Below are 21,270 nucleotides of genomic sequence, written 5' to 3' on the forward strand. Positions count from 1 at the left end.
GGGGTTTTGCGGTCCGGACTCAGCGCGCGCTGAGCGTATGCACGGCGTCCACCAGTACCGCGACGTGTTCCGGATCCATGTCCGGTGACATGCCGTGGCCGAGGTTGAACACATGGCCCTCGCGCGAACCGCCGTTGCCATCGCGGTAGCTGTCGAGCGCGCGGCCGACCTGGGCGCGGATCGCATCCGGCGACGCGTACAGCGTCACCGGGTCGAGGTTGCCCTGCAGCGAGACCTTGCCACCGGTGCGGCGGGCGGCGTCGCCCAGGTCGATGGTCCAGTCGACCCCGACCGCGTCGGTACCGCTGTCGGCCAGCTCGGCCACGTAAGCGCCGTTGCCCTTGCCGAACAGGATCAACGGCGTCCGCGCGTCGCCTTCGCCGCGCTCGAGCTCGCGCGCGATCCGGTTGAGGTATCGCAGCGAGAACTCGCGGTACATCGATGGCGACAGTACGCCGCCCCAGGTGTCGAACACCTGCAGCACCTGGGCGCCGGCCGCGCGCTGGGCCGTGAGGTAGGCGATCACCGCGTCGGTGGTGACCTCCAGCAGCTGGTGCATCGCCGCCGGGTCGTTCAATGCCAGCGCCTTGACCCGCGCGAAGTCCTTGCTGCCGCCGCCCTCGACCATGTAGCAGGCCAGCGTCCACGGGCTGCCGGAGAAGCCGATCAGCGGCACGCTGTTGTCGAGCTCGCGACGGATCGTCGACACCGCGTCCATTACGTAGCGCAGCTCGCTGCCCATGTCGGGCACGCCAAGACGGGCGATGTCGGCAGCGTTGCGCACCGGGCGTTCGAACTTCGGGCCCTCGCCCTCGACGAAATACAGCCCCAGCCCCATCGCATCGGGGATGGTCAGGATGTCCGAAAAGAGGATCGCCGCGTCCAGCGGGAACCGGCGCAGCGGTTGCAGGGTGACTTCGCAGGCCAGGTCCGGGTTCTTCGCCATCGCCAGGAAGCTGCCGGCGGCCTTGCGGCTGGCGCGGTACTCCGGCAGGTAGCGACCGGCCTGCCGCATCAGCCAGACCGGGGTGCAGTCGACGGGTTCGCGACGCAGCGCGCGCAGGAAACGGTCGTTACGGGGCTGGCTGGTCAAATCGGGTTCCTCGGTCATGGCCATGGTTGCGTGCGCTCGGGCGGCAACGGCGGTATCAGCGCGGGGCGTCGGTGCCCTGGCTGAACATCAACTGGAATCCGCGCTTGAGCTGGGCATCGCGCGCGGCTTCCAGCGCCGCCAGGGCGCTGTCGTGATCAGGAAATTGCTCGCGTCGCAGCTGGCTGCGGCCACCGATCTGGCCGGATTCGCGCACCAGCGTCCAGCCGCCCAGCAGGTCACCCTGCAGCATCAGTTGCACGAAGCGCGGGGCCTCGGGGCCGTCGGGACGTTGTTGCAGGAGCAATCGCATGGCGCGGATTGTACGGGTTGGCCGGTCGTGTTGGCGGACCGGCCAATCACTCGCGAAACCACCGGGCTCTTGCAGGAGCGGCTTCAGCCGCGATCTGGGAGTCGTTCGCCCGTGCCGGCTCCAGATCGCGGCTGAAGCAGCTCCTACGAAAAGCCAGCCCCGCTCAGCACCGCCCGCACTTCGGCGTCGCCCACCCCGGTCACCAGCCGCGCCCGGCCGGCGCCGTCCCACAGCACGAAGCGGATACCGCCCGCATCGGCCTTCTTGTCCAGCCGCATGCGGGCCAGCAGTTGTTCGGCGGCGAGCCCGGGCGGCAATGCGGTCGGCAGGCCGAAGCGCTGCAGCAGCGCCTGCAGGCGTTCGGCGTCGGACAACGGGGCCAATCCCAGCGTCGCCGCCAGCCGTGCCGCCAACACCATGCCGACCGCCACCGCCTCGCCATGGTTGAGGCCATCGCCGCTGGTCCCGGCATAGCCCTGTTCGGTCTCGATCGCGTGGCCGAAGGTGTGGCCGAAGTTGAGCAGTGCGCGGTCGCCGTGCTCGCGCGGGTCGCGTGCGACCACGTCGGCCTTGAACCGGCACGAGCGGGTGATCGCCTCGGCCAGCGCGTCGTCGTCGCGGGCGAGCAGGGCGTCGGCGTGGGCGTCGAGCCAGTCGACGAAGCCGGCGTCGAAGATCGCGCCGTACTTGACCACCTCGGCCAGCCCCGCGCGCAATTCGCGCTCGGGCAGGGTGCGCAGGGCGCGGGTGTCGGCGACCACGGCGCGTGGCGGGTGGAATGCGCCGACCAGGTTCTTTCCGGCCGGCAGGTCGACCGCGGTCTTGCCGCCGACCGAGGAGTCGACCATCGCCAACAGTGTGGTCGGCACCTGCACCACGTCGATGCCGCGCATCCAGCACGCCGCGGCGAAACCGGCGAGATCGCCGACCACGCCGCCGCCGAGGGCGACCACGCACGCATCGCGTGTCGCGCCGAGGGCGGCAAGCGCGTCGACAACTTCACCGAAGCGGGCCAGGGTCTTCTCGTGCTCGCCCGCCGGCATCACGAAACGCGCCACCGACAGTCCGGGTCGTGAGAGCTGCAGGGCCGCTTCGACCTGGCCGGCGTACAGCGGCGCCACGTTGTCGTCGCTGACGAGCAGCACCTGGCTACCGCGGATGCTGTGCGCCAGATGATTGCCTTCGTCCAGCAGTCCGGGGCCGATGGTGATCGTGTAGGGCGTCGCGCCGCCGACATCGACCGTGCGCCGGATGCTCACAGGGTTTCCCCGCGCTGCCACTCGCGATCGAGCCGTTCGACCAGTCGCGCGGTCGCGTCCGCGGCGACGAAGCCATCGGTATCGAAGCGCAGGTCGGCTACCTCGGCGTACAGCGGTGTGCGCCGGGTCGCCATCTCGTCGAGCACCGTGTCGCGGTCTTCGCGCTGCAGCAGCGGCCGGCTGGTGTCGCGCGCCAGCCGCGCGAGTTGCTGCGGCGGGCTCACATCGAGATGGACCACGAAACCGCGCGCCCGCAAGAGTTGCCGGTTGTCCGGGTCGAGCACCGCGCCGCCGCCGGTCGCGAGCAGGATGCCGTCGTCGGCCAGCAGTTCGACCAGCGCGGCCCGCTCACGCGCACGGAACCCGGCTTCGCCCTCGCACTCGAAGATGGTGCCGACGCTGGCGCCGGTGCGCCGCTCGATCTCGTGGTCGGCGTCGACCAGGCGCAGGCCGTAGTGCCCGGCGAGGCGGCGGCCGATGCAGCTTTTCCCGGCACCCATCGGGCCGACCAGGATCAGGTTCGCGGCGGGATTCATGCGCCGATTGTAGGGGCTGCTTGCAACTTCTTAACAGTTGCCGGCCTACGGTGGTTGCCCGCTTTCAACATCAGGAGATCGCCATGTCGGTAGCGAAAGTCATCGAACTCAATGCCTCGTCTAAGAAGAGCCTGGAGGACGCGGTACAGACCGGCCTGAAAAAGGCCTCAACGTCGGTCAAGGGCATCAAGGGCGCCTGGGTCAAGGAGATCAAGGTGGTCACTGATGAGGACGGCAACATCACCGAGTGGCGCGCCGACATGAAGGTGAGTTTCCTGGTCCAGTGACCCTCAGTCGACGGGGCGGCGGCTGGCATCCAGCCGCCGGGTCCGGTCGGCGATCCCCGGCAGCACCTGCCAGGCGTGGCGGCTGACGCGTTCGAAGAACTGCACGAAGCGCATGACCTGCGGCCGGGTCATCGCCGCGCGTCCCGGATTGGCCGCCTGCAGGGTGCATTCCTGCTGCCAGCGCCATTCCGGGACCTGGTCGAACCCGGGGCCCTGCAGGAACAGCAGCCGATCCAGCTGGGCCCATAGCGGGTCGTAATCGCTACCCAGTGAGTCGTTGCAATACGTGCGCCAGATGCCGTGCGGGTCCTCGTCGCGCTCCAGTTCATTGACGGGCTCGGACAGCACCGCCGGCGATTGCGCGGGCACCTTCTGGAACCAGCCCTCGAACAACACCAGGTCCACCCCGTCGACGAGTGGCCACCCGGTGCGCGGCAGACGGCGGTCGGCAATCTTGTCGAAGCGCGGCAACCGGGTTGCGCGGCCCCCGCGCAGCGCATCGACCACCTCGCAGGCCAGCGCGACATCGTGCGATCCCGGCGGGCCGCGGGTGGCCAGCAGCGGATGCACCTCGCGGCCCAGGCGGACACGCTCGTCGTGGTCCAGGTAGAAGTCGTCGATCGACAGCGCCACCGCATGCAAGCCGCGCTCGCGTGCAAGCTCGACCAGTTGCGCGGCGATCGTCGACTTGCCGGTGCCCTGCAGGCCAGTGATCGAGTACACCCGGCAGTCGTGGGCGAGGGCGTCGTCAAGTACCTCGGCCACGAACGCCGGGGCGTAGCCGGCGGGCAGGGGACCGGTGCCGGGCGGGGTAATCTGTGGGCTCGATGTCATCGGATCAGAATATCGCAATGGACCCTCCCGACCTGCTGTCCGAAGCCCATGCCACGTTTGCCAAGCTGTTCGAGCAGGCGCGCGTGGCCGGCGAACCCGACCCGACCGCGATGACCGTCGCCACCGCCGGGCTCGACGCGCGACCTTCGGCGCGCACCGTGCTGCTCAAGGCGCATGACCAGCGCGGCTTCGTGTTCTACACCCATCTCGACGGCCGCAAGGGCTGCGAGTTGCAGGCCAACCCGAACGCCGCGCTGCTGTTCCATTGGCCGCGGGTGCGTGGTGGCGTGCAGGTGCGGATCGAGGGCCCCGTCGAAATCGTCAACGACGACGAGGCCGATGCCTACTTCGCTACCCGCGCGCGCGGCAGCCAGATCGGTGCGTGGGCGTCGAAGCAGTCGGAAACGCTGGAGTCGCGCGAGCAGTTCGACCAGCGCGTGGCCCAGGTCGAACAGGAGTTCGAAGGCCGCGACATCCCGCGCCCGCCGCGCTGGACCGGTTTGCGGGTGCAACCGCGCACGATCGAGTTCTGGTATGGCGCGCAGTACCGCCTGCACGAACGCTGGCTGTACGAGAGCGACCTCGCCGGCGAATGGTCCAAGCGGATGCTTTACCCGTGACGACGGCCGGCCCCCGGCGCATCGTCTGCCTGACCGAGGAGCCGACCGAGACCCTGTACGCGATCGGCGAGCAGGACCGCATCGTCGGCATCAGCGGCTTCACCGTGCGCCCGGCGATCGCGCGCAAGCAGAAGCCCAAGGTCAGTGCGTTCACCAGCGCGAAGATCGGCGAGATCCTCAAGCTCGGACCGGATTTCGTGGTCGGCTTCTCAGACATCCAGGCCGAGATCGCCGCCGAGCTGATCCGCCACGGCGTCGAGGTCTGGATCAGCAACCACCGCAGCGTCGATGGCATCGTCGACTACATCCGCCGGCTCGGCGCGCTGGTCGGCGCGGCCGACAAGGCGAACGCCTACGCCGACGACCTGCAGCGCGGGCTCGATGGCATCGCCGAAGCGGCCGCGCGCCTGCCGCGGCGGCCGAAGGTCTATTTCGAGGAATGGGACGAGCCGCTGATCAGCGGCATCCAGTGGGTCGCCGAGCTGGTGCGGATAGCCGGGGGCGACGACATTTTCCCCGAGCGCGCCGCCGAGTCGCTGGCGAAGCAGCGCATCCTCGAAGATCCGACGGAAGTGGTCCGCCGTGCGCCCGACATCATCCTCGGCTCGTGGTGCGGCAAGAAGTTCCGCCCGGAAAAAGTCGCGGCGCGGGACGGGTGGGGCGCGATCCCGGCGGTGCGCGACGGCGAACTGCACGAGATCAAGTCACCGATGATCCTGCAGCCCGGCCCGGCCGCGCTCACCGACGGGGTCGGCGCGATCGCCGCGATCATCCGCGACTGGGCCGTGCGCCACGGCTGAGCCGTTTCGTGACGCGCGCAAGATCGCCTTCACGCCGGCTGTGGCATACCTCCTCCGATCCACCACGAGGAGTCCCCCGATGTTCAGGAAGTACATAGCCACCCCGCTGCTGGCAGGCACGCTGGCCGCATCAATGATCGTCAACCCGGCGACCGCCAGCGTCATCAGCACCCAGCAGGCGCTGTCGGCCGACATGCGCGCCAGCACCGAGGCGGACGTCCGCGCATCGCTCGCGCGCGACGACGTGCGCCAGGCGATGCAGCAACTGGGCGTCGACCCGACGGATGCCGATACCCGCATCGCGTCGCTCAGCGATGCCGAACTCGTGCGGATGCAGGGCGAGCTTGACCGCCTGCCGGCCGGCGGCGGCGCACTGGCCGTGATCGGCGTGGTGTTCGTGGTGCTGCTGATCCTCGAACTGGTCGGCGTGACCAACATCTTCAACCGGATCTGATGCCCGCGGCCGCCACCGCGCGCGGCCCGGCATCACGTGCGGCGGCGGGCCTCGTGCTCGCCGCCGCGCTGCTGTTGCCGGCCTGCTCGACGATCAATCCCGCCTGGCAGCTGGCGCGTCCGGATGGCGTCCCGGCCAAGCCGGTGCTGCTTGCCGACGTGCCGTTCTACCCGCAGGACGAGTACCAGTGCGGCCCCGCCGCGCTGGCGACGGTGCTGGTGGACAGCGGCGTGTCGACCAGTCCGGAGGCGCTGGTCCCGCAGGTCTACCTGCCCGGCCGAGAAGGCAGCCTGCAAGTCGAACTGGTGGCGGCCACCCGCCGCGCCGGCCGCATCCCGTACGTGGTCGAACCCGATACCGATGCGCTGCTGGCCGAGCTGCACGCCGGCCGCCCGGTGCTGGTGCTGCAGAACCTGCTGGTGCGGACCGTGCCGCGCTGGCACTACGCGGTGCTGGTCGGGACCGACCCCGCGGCCAACGAAGTGATCCTCAACAGCGGTACCGAGCGCGGGCTCGAAGTGGAAGCGCCCAGGTTCCTGCGCACCTGGGACTGGGCCGGCCGCTGGGGCCTGCTGGCATTGCGGCCGGGCGAGTTGCCGGTGCGCGCCGATGCAACGAAGTACCTAGCCGCGGTCGCCGATTTCGAGGCCGTCGCAGGGGCCGAAGCGGCCGGCCCGGCCTACGAGGTCGCGCTGGAGCGCTGGCCCGGTGATCCGCGCGCCCACCTGGCGATGGGCAACCACGCCTATGGGACCGGCGAACGCGTCGCGGCCGCGACGCATTACCGCGACGGGCTGGCACTGGCGGCGGACGACCCGGTGCTGGGCAACAACTACGCGAGCGTCCTGACCGAACTGGGGTGCAGGGACGAAGCACGGGTCGCGCTGGAGGCCGCCCAGGCAAGCGCGGGCAACGACAGTCGCTGGCGCGAACAGTTGGACCGGACTGCCGCCGAAGTGGAGTCGAGCACGGCCAAACCAGGTGCGGCCTGCAAGAAGTTCACCCGCAGGCCATAGCTTCACCCGCCGTCATAAACCGCCTTTTGCAGGAGCGACGTAAGTCGCGAATGCACGGCGATCCCGGACATCAGTGAAACCGCGACTTACGTCGCTCTACAACGACGCCGGCTCCAAACACCACGGGAAAATTCGCTTGCAACGAAGCCCCTACTGCGGGAAGAACTCCCGGCTGAAGCGCATCGTCGAATCCGGCTTGCCCGGTCGCGCGATCGAGACCTCGAACGCCAGCGTATCCGGCAGCGACACCTGCAGCGTCCCGACGTAATCGACCAGCTCGCCGCTGGACAACTCGCGCATCTCGACCGACTGCTTGCGACCGCGCAGGTCGGTCACGGTCGCGGTGACGGTCGCCGGTACCGAGACCTCCTCGGCCGGCGGTCCCTCGCGCAGGCCGACCAGCAGCATCACGATGTCGTCGCCACGCTCGATGCCGTACTGGCGCGCGACCGTGTCGTTGAGCGCCGAGGTCTGCACCACGGTGGCGCGGATGGTGGTGTCGCCGGCTTCCAGCATCGCTTCCTGCGGCGCCGCGACCTGGCTGGCGACACGCGGGGCGGGTTGGCTGTCACAGCCGGCGAGCAGGGCCGGGCCCAGCAGCAGGGCGCCGAGGATCGGGGCGAGGAGGGTGCGCATGGTGGAACTCCGGGGCAATGGTTGAAAGCGGCTCGGTCGGGCTCAGTCGTCGTTCGCCGCGGACAGTTCGCGACCGCGCTCGGTCGCGGCGGTGACCGCGCGGTCGACCAGCTCGCGCAGGCCGCCGGACTCGAAGGTCTCGATCGCGGCCTGGGTGGTGCCGCCGGGCGAGGTGACCTTTTTGCGCAGCACGTCGGCTGGCTCGTCCAGTTCGGTCAGCATCTTCGCGGCGCCGAGCAGGGTCTGGCTGGCCAGTTGGCGCGCGGTGTCGGCGGGCAGGCCCTGTTTCACGCCGGCGTCCTGCATCGCCTCGGCCAGCAGGAATACGTAGGCCGGGCCGCTGCCGGACACTGCGGTGACTGCGTCCATCTGCACTTCGTCGTCGATCCACACGGTCGGGCCGACCGCGTCGAGCAGGTCCGCCGCCTGCTTGCGCTGGGTCGCGTCGGTACGGTCGTTGGCGAACAGCCCGGTGATGCCGGCGCCGAGCAGCGCCGGGGTGTTCGGCATCGCGCGCACCACCGCGATGTCGCCACCCAGCCAGCCCGAAAGCTGCGTGGACGTGATGCCGGCGGCGACCGAGATCGCGACCGGTTGGGTGCCCTGCGCGACCGCCGTCAACTCGCCGCAAACCGTGCGCATGACCTGCGGCTTGACCGCGAGCAGCCAGACCGATGCGCCCTCGACGGCCTCACTGGCGCTGGCGAAGCAGGGCACGTCGAAGTCGGTCTTCAACGCATCGCGCAGTGCCTCGACCGGTTCGGCCACGCGCACCCGCGCCGGGTCCGCTCCACGCGCGATCATCCCGCCGATCAGGCTGCGCGCCATGTTGCCGCCGCCGATGAAGGCGACGACGGGCGTATCGGACTGCCTGGATGGATTGCTCATGGACGTGACCTCTGCAACGAATCAGCGCCCAGTGTAAGAGGGCGCGGCCGGCGCCGCTCCTACGCCCCGGAGGAAGTCCCCTTGGAGGACAGGTTGCGCGCCCCGAACAGGGCGGTGCCGATCCGCACCATCGTCGCGCCTTCGGCAATCGCGATCGCCGCATCGCTGCTCATCCCCATCGACAGGGTGTCGACCTGCGGATAGCGCTCGCGCAGCGCGTCGAACAGCGCACGACTGCGACGGAACGCCGGACGCCCCAGCTCCGGGTCGTCATGCGGGGTCGGGATCACCATCAACCCGCGCAACCGCAGCAACGGTTCGCCCGCGATCGCCGCCGCCAGTCCTTCGACCTCGTCCGGCCGGCAGCCGTGCTTGCTGGCCTCGTCGTCGATGTTGACCTGGACCAGCACGTTCAGCGGTCCGCGCTCGGGGTCGCGGTGGCGGGCCAGGGCGGCGACCAGCTTGGCCCGGTCGACGGTCTGCACCCAGTCGAACAGCGCCGTCGCCTCACGCGCCTTGTTGGATTGCAGGTGGCCGATCAGGTGCCATTCCAGCGACGGCATCCCCGGTTCAGCTTGCTCCAGTTCCGCGATCTTGGCCGCCGCCTCCTGCACGTAGTTCTCGCCGAACGCGCGCTGGCCCAGCACCACCAGTCCAGCCACGGCGCCCGCCGGCTGGGTCTTGCTGACCGCCAGCAGGCGCGGCGGCGGCCGGCCCGCGGCGCTCGCAGCGTTGTCCAACAATCGGGAGATGTCGTCCAGGGGATGTGTCTTCACGTCGTTTGATCCTGTGATGCAGGGCTGGATTGACGGCGCGGGTCCGGGGCTATACTGCCGCGAAGGGGGACTGGCTCGCCAGTCACAAGTCATCCGTTGTGCAGGGGAGCACGCATGGATATCGCCGAACTGTTGGCGTTTTCGGTCAAGAACAAGGCATCCGACCTGCACCTGTCGGCCGGCATGCCGCCGATGATCCGGGTCGACGGCGACGTCCGCCGGATCAACATCCCGGCGCTGGATCACAAGGCGGTGCACGCACTGGTCTACGACATCATGTCGGACAAGCAGCGGCGCGACTTCGAGGAATTCCTCGAGGTCGACTTCTCGTTCGAGATTCCCGGGCTGGCCCGCTTCCGCGTCAACGCGTTCAACCAGAACCGTGGCGCCGGCGCGGTGTTCCGCACGATTCCTTCCGACGTGCTGACGCTCGAGGACCTCGGCACGCCGCGGATCTTCAAGGAGCTGATCGACCAGCCGCAGGGACTGATCCTGGTCACCGGGCCGACCGGCTCGGGCAAGTCGACCACGCTGGCGGCGATGATCGACCACATCAACAAGAACGAGTACGCGCACATCCTCTCGGTCGAGGATCCGATCGAATTCGTGCACACCTCGCAGAAGTGCCTGATCAACCAGCGCGAGGTCCACCGCGACACCCATGGCTTCAACGAGGCGCTGCGCTCGGCGTTGCGTGAGGATCCCGACTACATCCTGGTCGGCGAGTTGCGCGACCTGGAGACCATCCGCCTGGCGCTGACCGCCGCGGAAACCGGCCACCTCGTGTTCGGCACCCTGCACACCTCGTCGGCGGCCAAGACGGTTGACCGCATCATCGACGTGTTCCCCGCCGGCGAGAAGCCGATGGTGCGCTCGATGCTGTCGGAATCGCTGCGTGCGGTGATCTCGCAGGCGCTGCTGAAGAAGGTCGGCGGCGGGCGCACCGCGGCATGGGAAATCATGGTCGGCACCCCGGCCATCCGCAACCTGATCCGCGAGGACAAGGTCGCGCAGATGTACTCGTCGATCCAGACCGGCCAGCAGGCCGGCATGATGACGCTGGACCAGCACCTGCAGGACCTGGTCAAGCGCGGCCTGATCCTGCGTCCGCAGGCCCGCGAGTACGCCAAGGACAAGCGCCTGTTCGACTGACCATGCAAATCAGCCGGCGGGCATCGGGTCCGGCGGCAAGGGGAATACCGCAATGAGCACCACCAGCAGCACGACCGCCGCCGGCAGCATCGACTTCACCTCGTTCCTGAAGCTGATGGCGCACCAGAAGGCCTCCGACCTGTTCATCACCGCCGGCATGCCGCCGTCGATCAAGGTCAACGGCAAGCTGTCGCCGATCACGCAGAACCCGTTGACGCCGCAGCAGAGCCGCGACCTCGTGCTCAACGTGATGAACCCGATGCAGCGCGAGGAGTTCGAGAAGACCCACGAGGCCAACTTCGCGATCGGCGTCTCCGGTGTCGGCCGCTTCCGCGTGTCGTGCTTCTACCAGCGCAACCAGGTCGGCATGGTGCTGCGCCGGATCGAGACCAAGATCCCGACCATCGAGGAGTTGAACCTGCCGGCGGTGATCAAGACGCTGGCGATGACCAAGCGCGGCATCATCATCTTCGTCGGCGCCACCGGCACCGGTAAATCCACCTCGCTGGCGGCGATGATCGGCTACCGCAACCAGAACTCGACCGGCCACATCATCACCATCGAGGACCCGATCGAGTTCGTGCACAAGCACGAGGGCTGCATCATCACCCAGCGCGAGGTCGGCATCGACACCGACAGCTGGGAGAACGCGCTCAAGAACACCCTGCGCCAGGCCCCCGACGTGATCATGATCGGCGAGGTCCGCACCCGCGAGGGCATGGACCACGCGATCGCCTTCGCCGAGACCGGCCACCTGGTGCTGTGCACCTTGCACGCCAACAACGCCAACCAGGCGATGGACCGCATCATCAACTTCTTCCCCGAAGACCGCCGCGGCCAGTTGCTGATGGACCTGTCGCTGAACCTCAAGGGCGTGGTCGCGCAGCAGCTGATCCCGACCCCGGACGGCAAGAGCCGTCGGGTCGCGATGGAGATCCTGCTCGGCACGCCACTGGTGCAGGATTACATCCGCGACGGCGAGATCCACAAGCTCAAGGAAGTGATGAAGGAGTCGGTGCAACTCGGCATGAAGACCTTCGACCAGGCCCTGTTCGAGCTGTACCAGGCCGGCGAGATCAGCTACGAGGACGCGCTGCGTTACGCCGACTCGCAGAACGAGGTGCGGCTGCGCATCAAGCTGGCCCAGGGCGGCGACGCCAAGACCCTGTCGCAGGGCATGGACGGGATCGAGGTCGCCGAGATCCGCTGACCGCGCCCGGCTCCTGCAAACGGATCTCCCCGCTGTTGTAGGAGCGGCTTCAGCCGCGATCTGGAATCGCGTGGCCTTGCCTGGTCCCGATCGCGGCTGAAGCCGCTCCTACAAAGGCGCGGGGACCCGGGCAGGCAATGACCAGGGCGCCCCGGCCGCCACCGTGCGTTCGAACACCGGGCAGTCCTCCCGGTGCGCGCCCGGCAGGTAGCCCAGGCTCATCAGGAACTCGCCGGTTATCTCGCCGCCGGTGAAACGGAACGTGCGCTTGAACAGCTTCACCCAGCCGGCCTTGTCGCGCCGGGTGTCGCCGTCCATGACATGCGCGTCCAGCCACGCGGCAAATCCCCCGTGCGAATCGCGCAGGCCGCGGATCACCCCGGCGTTGTGGATCGCCGCATCGACCTTCAGCCGGTTGCGGATGATCCCGGCATCGGCGAGCAGGCGCGTGCGGTCCGTCTCACCGTACGCGGCCACCTTGTCGACTTCGAAGCCGTCGTAGGCGCGCCGGAACCCTTCGCGCTTGCGTAGCATCGTCTCCCAGCTCAGGCCGGCCTGGTTGATCTCCAGCAGCAGGCGCTCGAACAGCACCGGTTCGTCGCGCTGCAGGAAGCCGTATTCCTCATCGTGATACGGCCCGTGCAGCGGATGCCCGGGCGCGGAGTCGCAGTAGCCGGACATGCGGTCAGTCCTTCGCCGCGTATCCGGACAGCCCCAGCACCTCCAGCCCCTGTTCGAAGCGGATGTCCACCGGGATCCCGGCCGCATCCAGGCGGGCGAGGTCGGCCGCCAGTTCCGGCTTCACCACGCCCAGCGTGTCGGTCATCCGCTTGGCTTCGGCGTAATCGCCGTCGCCCTGCACGGTCAGCAGCTTCGCGCTGAGGCCGTTCATCGCCTCGCGCATCTTCTCGAAGTCGACCCGGTAGCGACCGGACTCCGCGTCACGACTGAACGCACCGGCGTCGGCGAAGTAATTGAAGCGCAGCATGTTGGCCTTGCCGTGCGCGTCGGCCGCGCCAAAACGCACCGAGCGCAGGATGCCGGCGAGGAAGGTCACGTAGCTGTCCATCAATCGGTCTTCGACACCGGCCTGCACATCCGGCTCGTCCGCTTCGCCGCCATCGAGTTCGCCCTGCCGACCGAGTGCGTCGACCATGTACAGCCCGAGGATGTCGGCCTTGCCTTCCTCGAAGCTCGACGCGTACTCCTTCAGCGCATCACTGACCGTACCTTCGCCATCGAGCGTGTTCTTGATGCCCAGCCCGTGCGCGACCTCGTGGAACATGGTGTTGCCGAAGAACGCGTCGAAGGTGACGTGCTCCATCTGGTCCTCGGCGATCAGCACGTCCGCGATCGGCACCAGGATCTTGTCGAACTTGGCCTGCATGACGTTCTCGAGCTGCAATCGACGCGTGCCCTTGGACAGTTGCACCGATTCGTCGTTGGGCAGGTTGATGGCGATGGTCTTGGCGCCGACGTTGGCGTTGCCGCCGTAGTAGATCGCCTCGTAGGCGCCGAGGTCGGCATCCGAGCCCGGCGTTTCAGCCTTGTATTCGGCATCCACCGGCAGGCCCTTCTGCAGTTCGGGCAGGAATGCGGCGAAGCGCGCCAGCCGGTCGCTCCATGCCTGGTCCTTGACCAGCACCAGTCCCTCGTACGACGCCTTGTAGCCGAACAACTGGTCGTCATAGGTCTCGATCGGGCCGATTACGATATCGACCGGGTTGGTCTTCATCTCCATCCACGCCATGTCGCTGGGACGGAAGTCGTCGTCGAGCAGGGCGTCGGCGCGCATCGTCAGGTAGTTGGCGAAGCTCTTGTCGTCGCTGAACGTGGCGGCTTCGCGCAGCAGTGCGGCGGCGCGCTCGAGGTCGGCTTTGTAGGCCTCGTGGTAGGGCACGGTGACCAGCTCGCCATCCTTGCGCTGCAGCAGCGTGTAGTTGGATGTCTTGTCGGGTAGCTCGGCGGCGGCGAACGCGGCCTTGCTCATGTCGACCGGATAGAACGTGCCGCCGGGCGGACGCGCGGGCACGCCCTCGATGATCGGCGTGTCGGCGTTGAGGCGGTCCCACGGGCCGAAGTTGATGCGCAGCAGCTCGCGGGTCGCCTCGTCCGACGCGCGGGCGAGCAGGGCGTCGCGTTCGCCGTCCCAGGATTGCCGCCACCACAGGTCGTCCATCACCTGCGCCGCCTGCACCAGCCGGGCGATCATGTTCTTGCCGCGTTGGTCGAACGCGGACAGGTCGGCGGTCAGCTGCACCGTCGCGTAGTCGCCGGTGTGGGCCTCGGCGTAGGTCGGTTCGGGGGTTTCGGCGGCGCCGGTCGCGACCGGGTCGGCGGTCGTGCCCGCGTCGGGGGCTTCAGGTTGGCAGGCGGCCAGCGCCAGGCAGGCGAGGCAGGCCGCGGCGAGGCCGCGGAGTCGGTACGGGCGGGAGTGGCGCGACGGTGACATGTGGAACCTCGATCGAGCGGACAGGCCAGTCCGCATCGTATCGCTCCACGTCGTCCGGCGTCGCCCGCCGGCCGACAACGGCCCCATCGGACGCGAATCAGGCGTCCGGCACCACGCTGCGGATGACGGCCGGCATCCGCGCCAGTTCCTGCTTGTGCACGTACTCGTTGGCCCCGGCTTGCAGGGCCGTGGTCATGGCGTCCTCGCCGGGGTCGCCCGAGAGGAAGATGAATGGCACGTCCGGTTGCGCCGCGCGCACCAGTTGCAACGCGCGCAGGCCACTGAAGCCCGGCAGGCCCAGGTCCGACACCACGAGGTCGTGGGCCGGCTCGTCCACCGCCGACAGCAGTTCCGCCTCGCCCGCCACCCGGGTCCAGGTGGCGGCCAGGCCGGCTTCGTCGAGTTCCAGCGCAAGCAACTCGGCGTCGTCGGCACAATCCTCGATGAGCAATATCCGGAGCATCGCGGGGCGCGGGTTACTCGGCCGGGACTTCGTTGTACACGGCCCAGAACTGGCCCAGCGTCTTGACCGCCGCGAAGAACTGGTCGATGTCGACCGGCTTCACCACGTAGGCGTTGACGCCCAGGTCCCAACTGCGGGCCAGGTCGCTCTCTTCGGCGGAGGAGGTCAGCATCACCACCGGGATGCGCCGCAGCGACTCGTTCTCGCGCATGGTGCGCAGCACTTCCAGCCCATCCATGCGCGGCATCTTGATATCGAGCAGGAGCACCGCCGGGTCTTCGTCCTTGCGGTCGGCCCAGCGTCCGCGACGCAGCAGGTAATCCATCGCCTCGACGCCGTCCTCGACGTGGACGACCTGGTTGGCGAGGTGGGCGTCACGGAGCGCGTCGATCGCCATTTCGGCATCGGCGGGGCTGTCTTCGGCGAGAAGAATGGTGCGGATCATGCTCATGCGGTGGTTTCCTGGATGGAACTGTTGTCGAGGGTGGCAGGCAGGGTGAAATGGAAGGTGGCGCCGGCTTCCGGCTCGGCCTCGGCCCAGACGCGGCCGCCGTGGCGGACCAGCACGCGGCGCACGCTGGCCAGCCCGATGCCGGTGCCGGGATATTCGGACGCTTTGTGCATGCGCTGGAACACCCCGAACAGTTTGGACGCGTACTGCATGTCGAAGCCGGCGCCATTGTCGCGCACGCTGAAATGGTGGCCGCCATCGTCCGTGCGCTCGTGGCTGACCTCGATGATCGCCGGCGTGCGCCTGGCGCTGTACTTGACCGCGTTGCCAAGCAGGTTGAGCCAGACCTGGCGCAGCATGTTCTCGTCACCGATCACGATCGGCAGCGGCGCGATGCGCCATTCGATCCGCCGGTCCGGGGTGTCGGTGGTGACGTTGGCGTCGAGCAGGGCGCGGGTTTCGACCGCCATCGACTGCATGTCGACCGCCTGCAGGCGCATCGCACTGCGACCGAGCCGCGAATAGACCAGCAGGTCGTCGATCAGCGTGGCCATGCGCTTGGCCGAGCTGCCGATCACCTCGATGTAATGCCGGCTCTTGTCGTCGGCGGCCTCGCCAAGATGGCGCCCAAGCTTGTCCGAGAAGCCGGCGATGTGGCGCAGCGGCGCGCGCAGGTCGTGCGAGACCGAATAGCTGAATGCCTCCAGCTCGCGGTTCACCTCCGAGACCTGCGCGACCTTGCCTTCGAGCTGGCGGTTGAGCTCGCGCACGTGGTTCTCGGTCGCCTTGTGCGCACTGATGTCGCTGACGGTGAGCAGGACCACGCGGTCCTCGCTGCCGGGCAGCTGCATCCTGCGGGCATTGACCAGCATGACCCGTTCGGTGTCGTCGCGCGTGCGCTGGCGTTGCTCGTAATCCCACAGTTCGCGATCGCGCGCGAACACATCGGCGAGGCGTTGCAGCATCACCGGGTCGTGCCAGGCGCCTTCGCCGATGTCGGCCAGCGGTTGGCCGATGATCGCGGTGTCGTTATCCGGGTCGACGTACAGGTCCGCGAATGCGGCGTTGTGCATGACGATCAACTGCTCGTCGTCGATCACCACGATCGGCTCGCGCACGCTTTGCAGGATCGCTTGCGAACGGGCACTGGTGCGCCGGGCCTGCTGTTCGATATGGATCCGCCGCCGGGCCTGGCTTTCAGACAGGTAGATAAGTGTGCCCAGCAGCAGCAACTGCGCCGCCATCATCACCCACAGCAGGACATCACCCTGCCTGCGCAGGCGCTCGGCGCTGGCCACTCGCCCGGCCAGCAGGTGTCGTTCCTCCGCAACGATGTCCTCGGCGATCGTCTGGACCGGGTAGCGGGTGACGATTTCCTCGGCATCCGAGCGTCGCTCGGCCAGCCCGGTGCTGGTTGCGATAGCGCCGACCAGCTGGCGGCGCTGGTCGAGCACGGCCTTGAGCTCGCCGATGCGTAATTGCTGCGATGGATTGTCGACGGTCAAGCTGGTCAGCTGCTCGAACGCGACCGGAATCTGCGCCGTACCGGTGGCCAGCCGCTCCCGCACCAGCGGCGTATCGATTCCGGATGCGAGCGCCAACGTGGCGGCTTCGCTGTTGCGGATGGCGGAGGACAGGGAGTGGATCGTCGATTCCACCTGGCGGGTATGGTCGACGCGCCGGGTTGCGTCCTGGCTGTCCTGGACCACCGAGTACAGGAAGACGAACGGCAGCACCACGATCACCAGGATCGCAATGGCGAACGTCGGTAAGCGCCAACGCGCCCATTTGTCACTGATGGCTTCCTGCGCGCCTTCCTGCATGCGGTCTTTTCCCCTGTAGGACGCATCGGTGCCGGCTGTTCCGGCCCGATGCCATCGGGAATGATCGCCGTGGCGGGGGGACAAGGCAATACGGGCGGGAATGGGGCGTTCGCGCGGGCTAGAATGCGGCCATGAGCACGTCCCCCACGCCCCTGGCCAACCAGCTGCTGATCGCTTTGCCGTCTCTGGCGGAAACCAATTTTTCGCGCAGCGTCGCGCTCATCTGCCAACACGACGCCGATGGCGCCATGGGCATCGTGGTCAACCGCCCTTCCGAATACACGCTTGGCGAAGTGCTGGGACAAATGGGCGTGGACGGTGGCAGCGAGTCGATGCGAGCGCAGGTCGTACTTGCTGGTGGACCGGTGCATCCGGAGCGGGGTTTCGTGCTGCACGACGGCGGCCCGCAGTGGGATTCGACCATGGCGATCACCGACTCGCTGTTCCTTACCACCTCGCGCGAGATCCTCGAAGCAATGGCACGCGGCGAAGGCCCGGCCAACATGGTGGTCGCGCTGGGTTGTGCGGGATGGACTTCCGGGCAGCTTGAGCAGGAGCTGGCCGAGAACGACTGGCTGACCGCGCCGGCCGATGCCGAGTTGCTGTTCGATCTGCCACTGGACGAGCGTTGGCAGGCCGCCGCCGGCCGCATCGGGGTCGATTTCGCGCACCTGGCGGACTACGCGGGCCACGCATGAAGGACGCCACGCCCGGTCCCGGCAACGTCGCACCAACGATCCGTCGCGATGGCACCGTGCTGGGTTTCGACGTCGGCTCGCGCCGGATCGGGGTCGCGGTCGGCAGTGCTTTCGGCCATGGTGCGCGCGCATTGGCGGTCGTCGACGTGCATGGCCACGGCCCGGACTGGACCGCGTTGGACCGCCTGCGCAAGGAATGGCTGCCCGACGGTCTGGTCGTCGGCGATCCGCTGACCCTCGACGGCGGCAACCAGCCGGCGCGGGAACGTGCCCACGCCTTTGGCCGCGAACTCCATGCCCGCTACCGGTTGCCGGTGGTGTTGGTCGATGAGCGTTCCAGCTCGATGGAGGCCGCGCGGCGCTTTGCCAGCGAGCGTGCCCAGGGCCGCAAGCGCAAACGTGATGCCGAGACGCTGGATGCGGTCGCCGCTGCGGTGATCATCGAGCGCTGGCTCGCCGCTCCCGACGATGCGGTCGATATCAACCGGGCCTCCATCGAAACCCCTGGTCCAGGCCGCACGCCAACCCCCGGCGCGCCGGGCCGAACCGACTGATTGTGCAACCCCGACCCGCATGACTGACCAGCCCGACACCCGACCCGCACTGCGGCACCTGCTGACCCTCGAAGGCCTGCCGCGCCCGCAACTGCTGGGCTTGCTCGACCGTGCGCAGCATTACGTCGATGGTCGCGACGACCGGCAGGCGCTGGCCGGCACCGCGATCTGCACGTTGTTCTTCGAACCGTCCACGCGGACCCGCCTGAGTTTCCAGCTGGCCGCCCAGCGGCTTGGCGCCGACGTGCTCAACTTCGACGTGTCCACCTCGTCTACCCGCAAGGGTGAGACCGCGCGCGACACGCTCAGGACGATCGAGGCGATGGGCGTGCGCGGATTCGTCATCCGGCACCATGACGACGGTGCCGTCGCGGCGCTGGCCGAGGCCGCCGCCCCGGGTACCGCGCTGGTCAATGCCGGGGACGGCCGCAGCGCCCACCCGACCCAGGGCCTGCTCGACATGCTGACCCTGCGCCAGGCCAAGGGCGATGACTTCAGCCGCCTCAAGGTGCTGATCGTCGGCGATGTCCGGCATTCGCGCGTCGCCCGCTCCGACCTGCACGCGTTGCAGGCGCTCGGGGCTGGCGAGGTCCGCGTCTGCGGCCCACGAGCGTTGCTGCCCGATGAAGCCGCCCTCGAAGGTTGCGTCGTCAGCCACGACCTCGATGCCGCGCTGGAAGGCGTCGATGCGGTGATGATGCTGCGCCTGCAGCGCGAGCGCATGGACGAGGGCCTGATCGACTCGATCGACGACTACCACCGTGATTACGGCCTGACCGCGCAGCGCCTGCGCCGTGCGGCACCCGATGCGGTGGTGATGCACCCCGGTCCGATCAACCGCGGCATCGAGATCACCGACGAGGTCGCCGACGGCCCGCAATCGCGGGTGCTGGCGCAGGTCCACAACGGCGTCGCCGTGCGCATGGCGGTGCTGGAAAGCCTGCTGGCAGGGCGCCAGGCGTAACGCCGATCACTCCGGGTCGGGCGGTGGCGCCTCGTGGCGGATGTGCAGGAACCGCGCGAACCGGGGCACGTCGTTGGCTGTCAGTCCGTTGTACCGATAGGTGACCAGGGCGCCCACCGGCGGCGGATCCGCGCGCTGCGTATCGGTGAATCCACTGCCCAGGCGGAACCGCAGTCCGTCGGCCCGTTCGACGATCAATGCCCCGAGCATGCCTTCATACTTGCCGCGCCCGGCGGTGTGCCCGACCACGGTCGCCTCGGCGTCCTGGTAAGGCTTGTACTTGAGCAGGTGGCTGTTGCGGCCCACCGTGTAGATCGCGTCCCGGTGGTGGAGCATCAACCCCTCGCCACCGGCCGCGACGACCCGGTCCAGCCGGGCATCCAGCTGCGCCGCATCCTCCACCCGGAACTGGCGGACCGGCTGTAGCCACTCGATCGCGGTTTCGTCGAGCATCGCACGGATGCGCATCACGCGGCTCTCGAAGCGCGCGGGGCTGCCGGGCAGGTCGAACACCATGAAGTGGACCCGTTGCCAGGCGTCGTCGTCGGGATCGATCGCGCGGACCAGGCCACTGACCTCTTCGAACCGCCCGCGCCCGATCCAAAGTTCGCCGTCCATGGGGACCGCCGGCCAACCCGAGGTGAACCAGGTGGGCGGATCGACCCGGTGTCCGCCGCGCGTCCACAACTCGTGCCCATCCCAGCGGCCGCGCACCCCGTCGAGCTTCTCGCTGACCCAGTATTCGGAGACATCGATGCCAGCTTCATAGCTCGTGGCCAGCATGAGCGGTGGCGGCCCCGCCTCCCGCGCCGGCGACAGCGAGGGGCAGGACAGCAACAACAGGCACGGCAACCACAGGCGGGCGACACACGCATACATGGACTCTTCCTTGAGTTGGATGGTTCTTGTCGAACGAAAAATCGTCAGGCGCCAGCCGACACCCGTTCCCATGATGCCACGGGCCCGAGAGCCCCAATGGTGAGCGGATGTTTCACATGCACCTATTGAACGAATTGTCCGGCCTCACAGCCGCATGCCCAGCCATATCACCGCCTCTGTGGAGCCAGACACAATGGGCGTGAGAATCTTTGGCCAGAATGCGGCAGCATCGAGATGGCTGGCGGAGTCATCGTGGTGTTGCCGCTCCTCGGCGACTATGGCCGAGATGGCGGCAACCGCTGCTGGATCGCTACTGCCCAGGATGGCGAGCTGATGCTCAAGATGCCGAAGCACTACGCCCTCCACGGCCATCGTAGTGGCTGCAATGGCATTTGCCCCAAGTACGCCGGTGATCGCTCCAAGTGCGAACCCGCCAATGCCACAGAACCAATAGCTGCGACAACGACGTTGCCCACGACGCTGCAACTCCCCGCCAAAGATAGCCCGGTGCCGCTGCTCGTGCCTACGGAATTTCGTGAGTTCATGGACCATTTTCCGCGCGGTGAGCCGGGCCATGGTGATCTGGCCCGTGTAGATGCAGATGGCGCCATGCTCGCCGGCATGATTGACCTTGATAATGCGGTCGCCGAGATCAGCGGAGTGCTGTGTCATCGGTGCCTAACGCTTGAACGAATTGTCAGGCCCCATTGACGATGCCCCAGAGTAGAGAAACAGCGAAGAAGGGCCAACCGAGGAACTCCCCTATTGATGCAAACATGCGGTAGTGCTTCTCATTGTTGCGTCGATCGTAGTGGTCAAGCACCACGGAGAGCAGGACCGTGCAGGCGCAGATGATGGCGCCGTACATGATCCATGCGGGGACATCATGCAGATGTACGCCACGTCTCTTGCACTGCTGCCATGGAAGAATCAGCGACTGCGACATACCTGCTTCCTGAGACCTGGTGCCCGGGTTAACCGAGCCGCGTGGTGGAGCCAATAACATGGCAAGCTTCACCTGTCATGTTGCTGGTGTAACGAAGCAAGTTCGGCTTGAACGAATTGTTAGCCATCGGGAATTGCCAAACTAAGTGCGACAACCCGCGCCCAAAGAA

Annotated in this window: 25 protein-coding genes and 1 pseudogene; 10 read left to right on the forward strand and 16 right to left on the reverse strand. The window is 67.9% G+C overall.

Annotated features, from left to right (window positions below):
• Positions 1-19 precede the first annotated feature (19 nt).
• The 4 genes from hemE to ACT9F5_RS13755 form a co-directional block, all read right to left on the reverse strand.
• Positions 20-1,111: a uroporphyrinogen decarboxylase gene (gene hemE, locus ACT9F5_RS13740; RefSeq protein WP_445120524.1), complete on the reverse strand. Its 1,092-nt coding sequence runs from the start codon at positions 1,109-1,111 to the stop codon at positions 20-22.
• Positions 1,112-1,148: 37 nt separating this feature from the next.
• Entirely contained in the window at positions 1,149-1,403 is a 255-nt protein-coding gene (locus ACT9F5_RS13745) for a WGR domain-containing protein (RefSeq protein ID WP_445100409.1), read from the reverse strand.
• A gap of 143 nt (positions 1,404-1,546) precedes the next feature.
• Positions 1,547-2,662: a 3-dehydroquinate synthase gene (aroB, locus tag ACT9F5_RS13750; protein WP_445120525.1), complete on the reverse strand. Its 1,116-nt coding sequence runs from the start codon at positions 2,660-2,662 to the stop codon at positions 1,547-1,549.
• The gene (locus ACT9F5_RS13755; protein ID WP_445120526.1) at positions 2,659-3,198 is read right to left on the reverse strand and encodes a shikimate kinase; all 540 of its coding nucleotides are present in this window, start codon (positions 3,196-3,198) and stop codon (positions 2,659-2,661) included. The genes aroB and ACT9F5_RS13755 overlap by 4 nt, the downstream gene beginning before the upstream one ends.
• Positions 3,199-3,281: 83 nt before the next feature.
• On the opposite strand from ACT9F5_RS13755, the gene ACT9F5_RS13760 reads away from it, so the two are divergent.
• Positions 3,282-3,485, forward strand: coding sequence for a dodecin domain-containing protein (locus ACT9F5_RS13760; protein ID WP_445120527.1), 204 nt, complete (start codon positions 3,282-3,284; stop codon positions 3,483-3,485).
• A 3-nt stretch (positions 3,486-3,488) separates the two neighbouring features.
• Here the strand turns inward: ACT9F5_RS13760 and ACT9F5_RS13765 are convergent, their stop codons facing one another.
• Complete coding sequence (locus ACT9F5_RS13765) at positions 3,489-4,319, reverse strand: kinase (protein ID WP_445120528.1); 831 nt, start codon at positions 4,317-4,319, stop codon at positions 3,489-3,491.
• Positions 4,320-4,336: 17 nt separating this feature from the next.
• Between ACT9F5_RS13765 and pdxH the strand changes: the two genes are divergently transcribed.
• From pdxH to ACT9F5_RS13785, 4 genes are all read left to right on the forward strand, one after another.
• Positions 4,337-4,939, forward strand: coding sequence for a pyridoxamine 5'-phosphate oxidase (gene pdxH / locus ACT9F5_RS13770; RefSeq protein WP_445120529.1), 603 nt, complete (start codon positions 4,337-4,339; stop codon positions 4,937-4,939).
• Positions 4,936-5,739 (forward strand): ABC transporter substrate-binding protein, encoded by an 804-nt coding sequence (locus ACT9F5_RS13775; RefSeq protein ID WP_445120530.1) that lies wholly within the window; start codon positions 4,936-4,938, stop codon positions 5,737-5,739. The genes pdxH and ACT9F5_RS13775 overlap by 4 nt, the downstream gene beginning before the upstream one ends.
• A 79-nt stretch (positions 5,740-5,818) precedes the next feature.
• Positions 5,819-6,193: a PA2779 family protein gene (locus tag ACT9F5_RS13780; RefSeq protein WP_445120531.1), complete on the forward strand. Its 375-nt coding sequence runs from the start codon at positions 5,819-5,821 to the stop codon at positions 6,191-6,193.
• Complete coding sequence (locus ACT9F5_RS13785; protein WP_445120532.1) at positions 6,193-7,209, forward strand: PA2778 family cysteine peptidase; 1,017 nt, start codon at positions 6,193-6,195, stop codon at positions 7,207-7,209. The genes ACT9F5_RS13780 and ACT9F5_RS13785 overlap by 1 nt, the downstream gene beginning before the upstream one ends.
• Before the next feature lie 150 nt (positions 7,210-7,359).
• On the opposite strand, the gene ACT9F5_RS13790 is transcribed toward ACT9F5_RS13785, so the two are convergent.
• Genes ACT9F5_RS13790 through ACT9F5_RS13800 form a run of 3 tightly spaced genes read right to left on the reverse strand, consistent with a single transcriptional unit; the run spans position 7,360 to position 9,509 of the window.
• Positions 7,360-7,845 carry a DUF4426 domain-containing protein gene (locus ACT9F5_RS13790; protein WP_445120533.1) on the reverse strand — a complete coding sequence of 162 codons (486 nt, stop codon included), beginning with the start codon at positions 7,843-7,845 and terminating at the stop codon, positions 7,360-7,362.
• A 42-nt stretch (positions 7,846-7,887) separates the two neighbouring features.
• Entirely contained in the window at positions 7,888-8,733 is an 846-nt protein-coding gene (proC, locus tag ACT9F5_RS13795) for a pyrroline-5-carboxylate reductase (protein WP_445120534.1), read from the reverse strand.
• Positions 8,734-8,792: 59 nt separating this feature from the next.
• Positions 8,793-9,509 carry a YggS family pyridoxal phosphate-dependent enzyme gene (locus ACT9F5_RS13800; protein ID WP_445120535.1) on the reverse strand — a complete coding sequence of 239 codons (717 nt, stop codon included), beginning with the start codon at positions 9,507-9,509 and terminating at the stop codon, positions 8,793-8,795.
• Between the two features lie 114 nt (positions 9,510-9,623).
• On the opposite strand from ACT9F5_RS13800, the gene ACT9F5_RS13805 reads away from it, so the two are divergent.
• Positions 9,624-10,661, forward strand: coding sequence for a PilT/PilU family type 4a pilus ATPase (locus ACT9F5_RS13805; protein WP_445120536.1), 1,038 nt, complete (start codon positions 9,624-9,626; stop codon positions 10,659-10,661).
• Positions 10,662-10,713: 52 nt separating this feature from the next.
• Positions 10,714-11,871 (forward strand): PilT/PilU family type 4a pilus ATPase, encoded by a 1,158-nt coding sequence (locus tag ACT9F5_RS13810; RefSeq protein ID WP_445120537.1) that lies wholly within the window; start codon positions 10,714-10,716, stop codon positions 11,869-11,871.
• Between the two features lie 108 nt (positions 11,872-11,979).
• Here ACT9F5_RS13810 and ACT9F5_RS13815 read toward each other — a convergent pair whose 3' ends face one another.
• The 5 genes from ACT9F5_RS13815 to ACT9F5_RS13835 all read right to left on the reverse strand — a co-directional run bounded on the left by ACT9F5_RS13815 (position 11,980) and on the right by ACT9F5_RS13835 (position 17,060).
• Entirely contained in the window at positions 11,980-12,552 is a 573-nt protein-coding gene (locus ACT9F5_RS13815) for a DNA-3-methyladenine glycosylase I (RefSeq protein WP_445120538.1), read from the reverse strand.
• Positions 12,553-12,556: 4 nt separating this feature from the next.
• The gene (locus ACT9F5_RS13820; RefSeq protein WP_445120539.1) at positions 12,557-14,323 is read right to left on the reverse strand and encodes a dipeptidyl-peptidase 3 family protein; all 1,767 of its coding nucleotides are present in this window, start codon (positions 14,321-14,323) and stop codon (positions 12,557-12,559) included.
• A 97-nt stretch (positions 14,324-14,420) separates the two neighbouring features.
• Entirely contained in the window at positions 14,421-14,786 is a 366-nt protein-coding gene (locus ACT9F5_RS13825; protein WP_445120540.1) for a response regulator, read from the reverse strand.
• 13 nt (positions 14,787-14,799) lie between these two features.
• Complete coding sequence (locus ACT9F5_RS13830; protein ID WP_445120541.1) at positions 14,800-15,237, reverse strand: response regulator; 438 nt, start codon at positions 15,235-15,237, stop codon at positions 14,800-14,802.
• Entirely contained in the window at positions 15,234-17,060 is a 1,827-nt protein-coding gene (locus ACT9F5_RS13835) for an ATP-binding protein (RefSeq protein ID WP_445120542.1), read from the reverse strand. Before ACT9F5_RS13835 ends, ACT9F5_RS13830 begins: the two co-directional genes overlap by 4 nt.
• A gap of 131 nt (positions 17,061-17,191) precedes the next feature.
• Here ACT9F5_RS13835 and ACT9F5_RS13840 point away from each other — a divergent pair, with 131 nt between their 5' ends.
• From ACT9F5_RS13840 to ACT9F5_RS13850, 3 genes and pseudogenes are all read left to right on the forward strand, one after another.
• Entirely contained in the window at positions 17,192-17,758 is a 567-nt protein-coding gene (locus ACT9F5_RS13840; protein ID WP_445120543.1) for a YqgE/AlgH family protein, read from the forward strand.
• Positions 17,755-18,231, forward strand: a pseudogene (gene ruvX / locus ACT9F5_RS13845) (Holliday junction resolvase RuvX); the annotation flags it as partial. The gene ACT9F5_RS13840 and the pseudogene ruvX, both read left to right, overlap by 4 nt.
• A 100-nt stretch (positions 18,232-18,331) precedes the next feature.
• Entirely contained in the window at positions 18,332-19,276 is a 945-nt protein-coding gene (locus ACT9F5_RS13850) for an aspartate carbamoyltransferase catalytic subunit (RefSeq protein WP_445120544.1), read from the forward strand.
• Positions 19,277-19,282: 6 nt separating this feature from the next.
• Here the strand turns inward: ACT9F5_RS13850 and ACT9F5_RS13855 are convergent, their stop codons facing one another.
• From ACT9F5_RS13855 to ACT9F5_RS13865, 3 genes are all read right to left on the reverse strand, one after another.
• Entirely contained in the window at positions 19,283-20,155 is an 873-nt protein-coding gene (locus tag ACT9F5_RS13855) for a DNA ligase (protein ID WP_445120545.1), read from the reverse strand.
• A 144-nt stretch (positions 20,156-20,299) separates the two neighbouring features.
• A complete protein-coding gene (locus ACT9F5_RS13860) occupies positions 20,300-20,827 on the reverse strand; it encodes a demethoxyubiquinone hydroxylase family protein (RefSeq protein WP_445120546.1) in 528 nt (175 codons plus the stop codon).
• A gap of 25 nt (positions 20,828-20,852) precedes the next feature.
• Positions 20,853-21,101 carry a hypothetical protein gene (locus tag ACT9F5_RS13865; protein WP_445120547.1) on the reverse strand — a complete coding sequence of 83 codons (249 nt, stop codon included), beginning with the start codon at positions 21,099-21,101 and terminating at the stop codon, positions 20,853-20,855.
• Positions 21,102-21,270: the final 169 nt, after the last annotated feature.

The organism is Lysobacter sp. F6437, assembly GCF_052547215.1.

Bases quoted from the DNA above. Each gene is read 5' to 3' on its own strand.
- ACT9F5_RS13860 (WP_445120546.1), bottom strand. From the start codon at position 20,827: ATGACACAGCACTCCGCTGATCTCGGCGACCGCATTATCAAGGTCAAT.
- ACT9F5_RS13865 (WP_445120547.1), bottom strand. From the start codon at position 21,101: ATGTCGCAGTCGCTGATTCTTCCATGGCAGCAGTGCAAGAGACGTGGC.
- hemE (WP_445120524.1), bottom strand. From the start codon at position 1,111: ATGACCGAGGAACCCGATTTGACCAGCCAGCCCCGTAACGACCGTTTC.
- ACT9F5_RS13760 (WP_445120527.1), top strand. From the start codon at position 3,282: ATGTCGGTAGCGAAAGTCATCGAACTCAATGCCTCGTCTAAGAAGAGC.
- ACT9F5_RS13810 (WP_445120537.1), top strand. From the start codon at position 10,714: ATGAGCACCACCAGCAGCACGACCGCCGCCGGCAGCATCGACTTCACC.
- ACT9F5_RS13830 (WP_445120541.1), bottom strand. From the start codon at position 15,237: ATGAGCATGATCCGCACCATTCTTCTCGCCGAAGACAGCCCCGCCGAT.
- ACT9F5_RS13755 (WP_445120526.1), bottom strand. From the start codon at position 3,198: ATGAATCCCGCCGCGAACCTGATCCTGGTCGGCCCGATGGGTGCCGGG.
- proC (WP_445120534.1), bottom strand. From the start codon at position 8,733: ATGAGCAATCCATCCAGGCAGTCCGATACGCCCGTCGTCGCCTTCATC.
- ACT9F5_RS13820 (WP_445120539.1), bottom strand. From the start codon at position 14,323: ATGTCACCGTCGCGCCACTCCCGCCCGTACCGACTCCGCGGCCTCGCC.
- ACT9F5_RS13785 (WP_445120532.1), top strand. From the start codon at position 6,193: ATGCCCGCGGCCGCCACCGCGCGCGGCCCGGCATCACGTGCGGCGGCG.
- ACT9F5_RS13835 (WP_445120542.1), bottom strand. From the start codon at position 17,060: ATGCAGGAAGGCGCGCAGGAAGCCATCAGTGACAAATGGGCGCGTTGG.
- ACT9F5_RS13855 (WP_445120545.1), bottom strand. From the start codon at position 20,155: ATGTATGCGTGTGTCGCCCGCCTGTGGTTGCCGTGCCTGTTGTTGCTG.
- pdxH (WP_445120529.1), top strand. From the start codon at position 4,337: ATGGACCCTCCCGACCTGCTGTCCGAAGCCCATGCCACGTTTGCCAAG.
- ACT9F5_RS13840 (WP_445120543.1), top strand. From the start codon at position 17,192: ATGAGCACGTCCCCCACGCCCCTGGCCAACCAGCTGCTGATCGCTTTG.
- ACT9F5_RS13780 (WP_445120531.1), top strand. From the start codon at position 5,819: ATGTTCAGGAAGTACATAGCCACCCCGCTGCTGGCAGGCACGCTGGCC.
- ACT9F5_RS13765 (WP_445120528.1), bottom strand. From the start codon at position 4,319: ATGACATCGAGCCCACAGATTACCCCGCCCGGCACCGGTCCCCTGCCC.
- ACT9F5_RS13815 (WP_445120538.1), bottom strand. From the start codon at position 12,552: ATGTCCGGCTACTGCGACTCCGCGCCCGGGCATCCGCTGCACGGGCCG.
- ACT9F5_RS13805 (WP_445120536.1), top strand. From the start codon at position 9,624: ATGGATATCGCCGAACTGTTGGCGTTTTCGGTCAAGAACAAGGCATCC.
- ACT9F5_RS13850 (WP_445120544.1), top strand. From the start codon at position 18,332: ATGACTGACCAGCCCGACACCCGACCCGCACTGCGGCACCTGCTGACC.
- ACT9F5_RS13745 (WP_445100409.1), bottom strand. From the start codon at position 1,403: ATGCGATTGCTCCTGCAACAACGTCCCGACGGCCCCGAGGCCCCGCGC.
- ACT9F5_RS13825 (WP_445120540.1), bottom strand. From the start codon at position 14,786: ATGCTCCGGATATTGCTCATCGAGGATTGTGCCGACGACGCCGAGTTG.
- ACT9F5_RS13790 (WP_445120533.1), bottom strand. From the start codon at position 7,845: ATGCGCACCCTCCTCGCCCCGATCCTCGGCGCCCTGCTGCTGGGCCCG.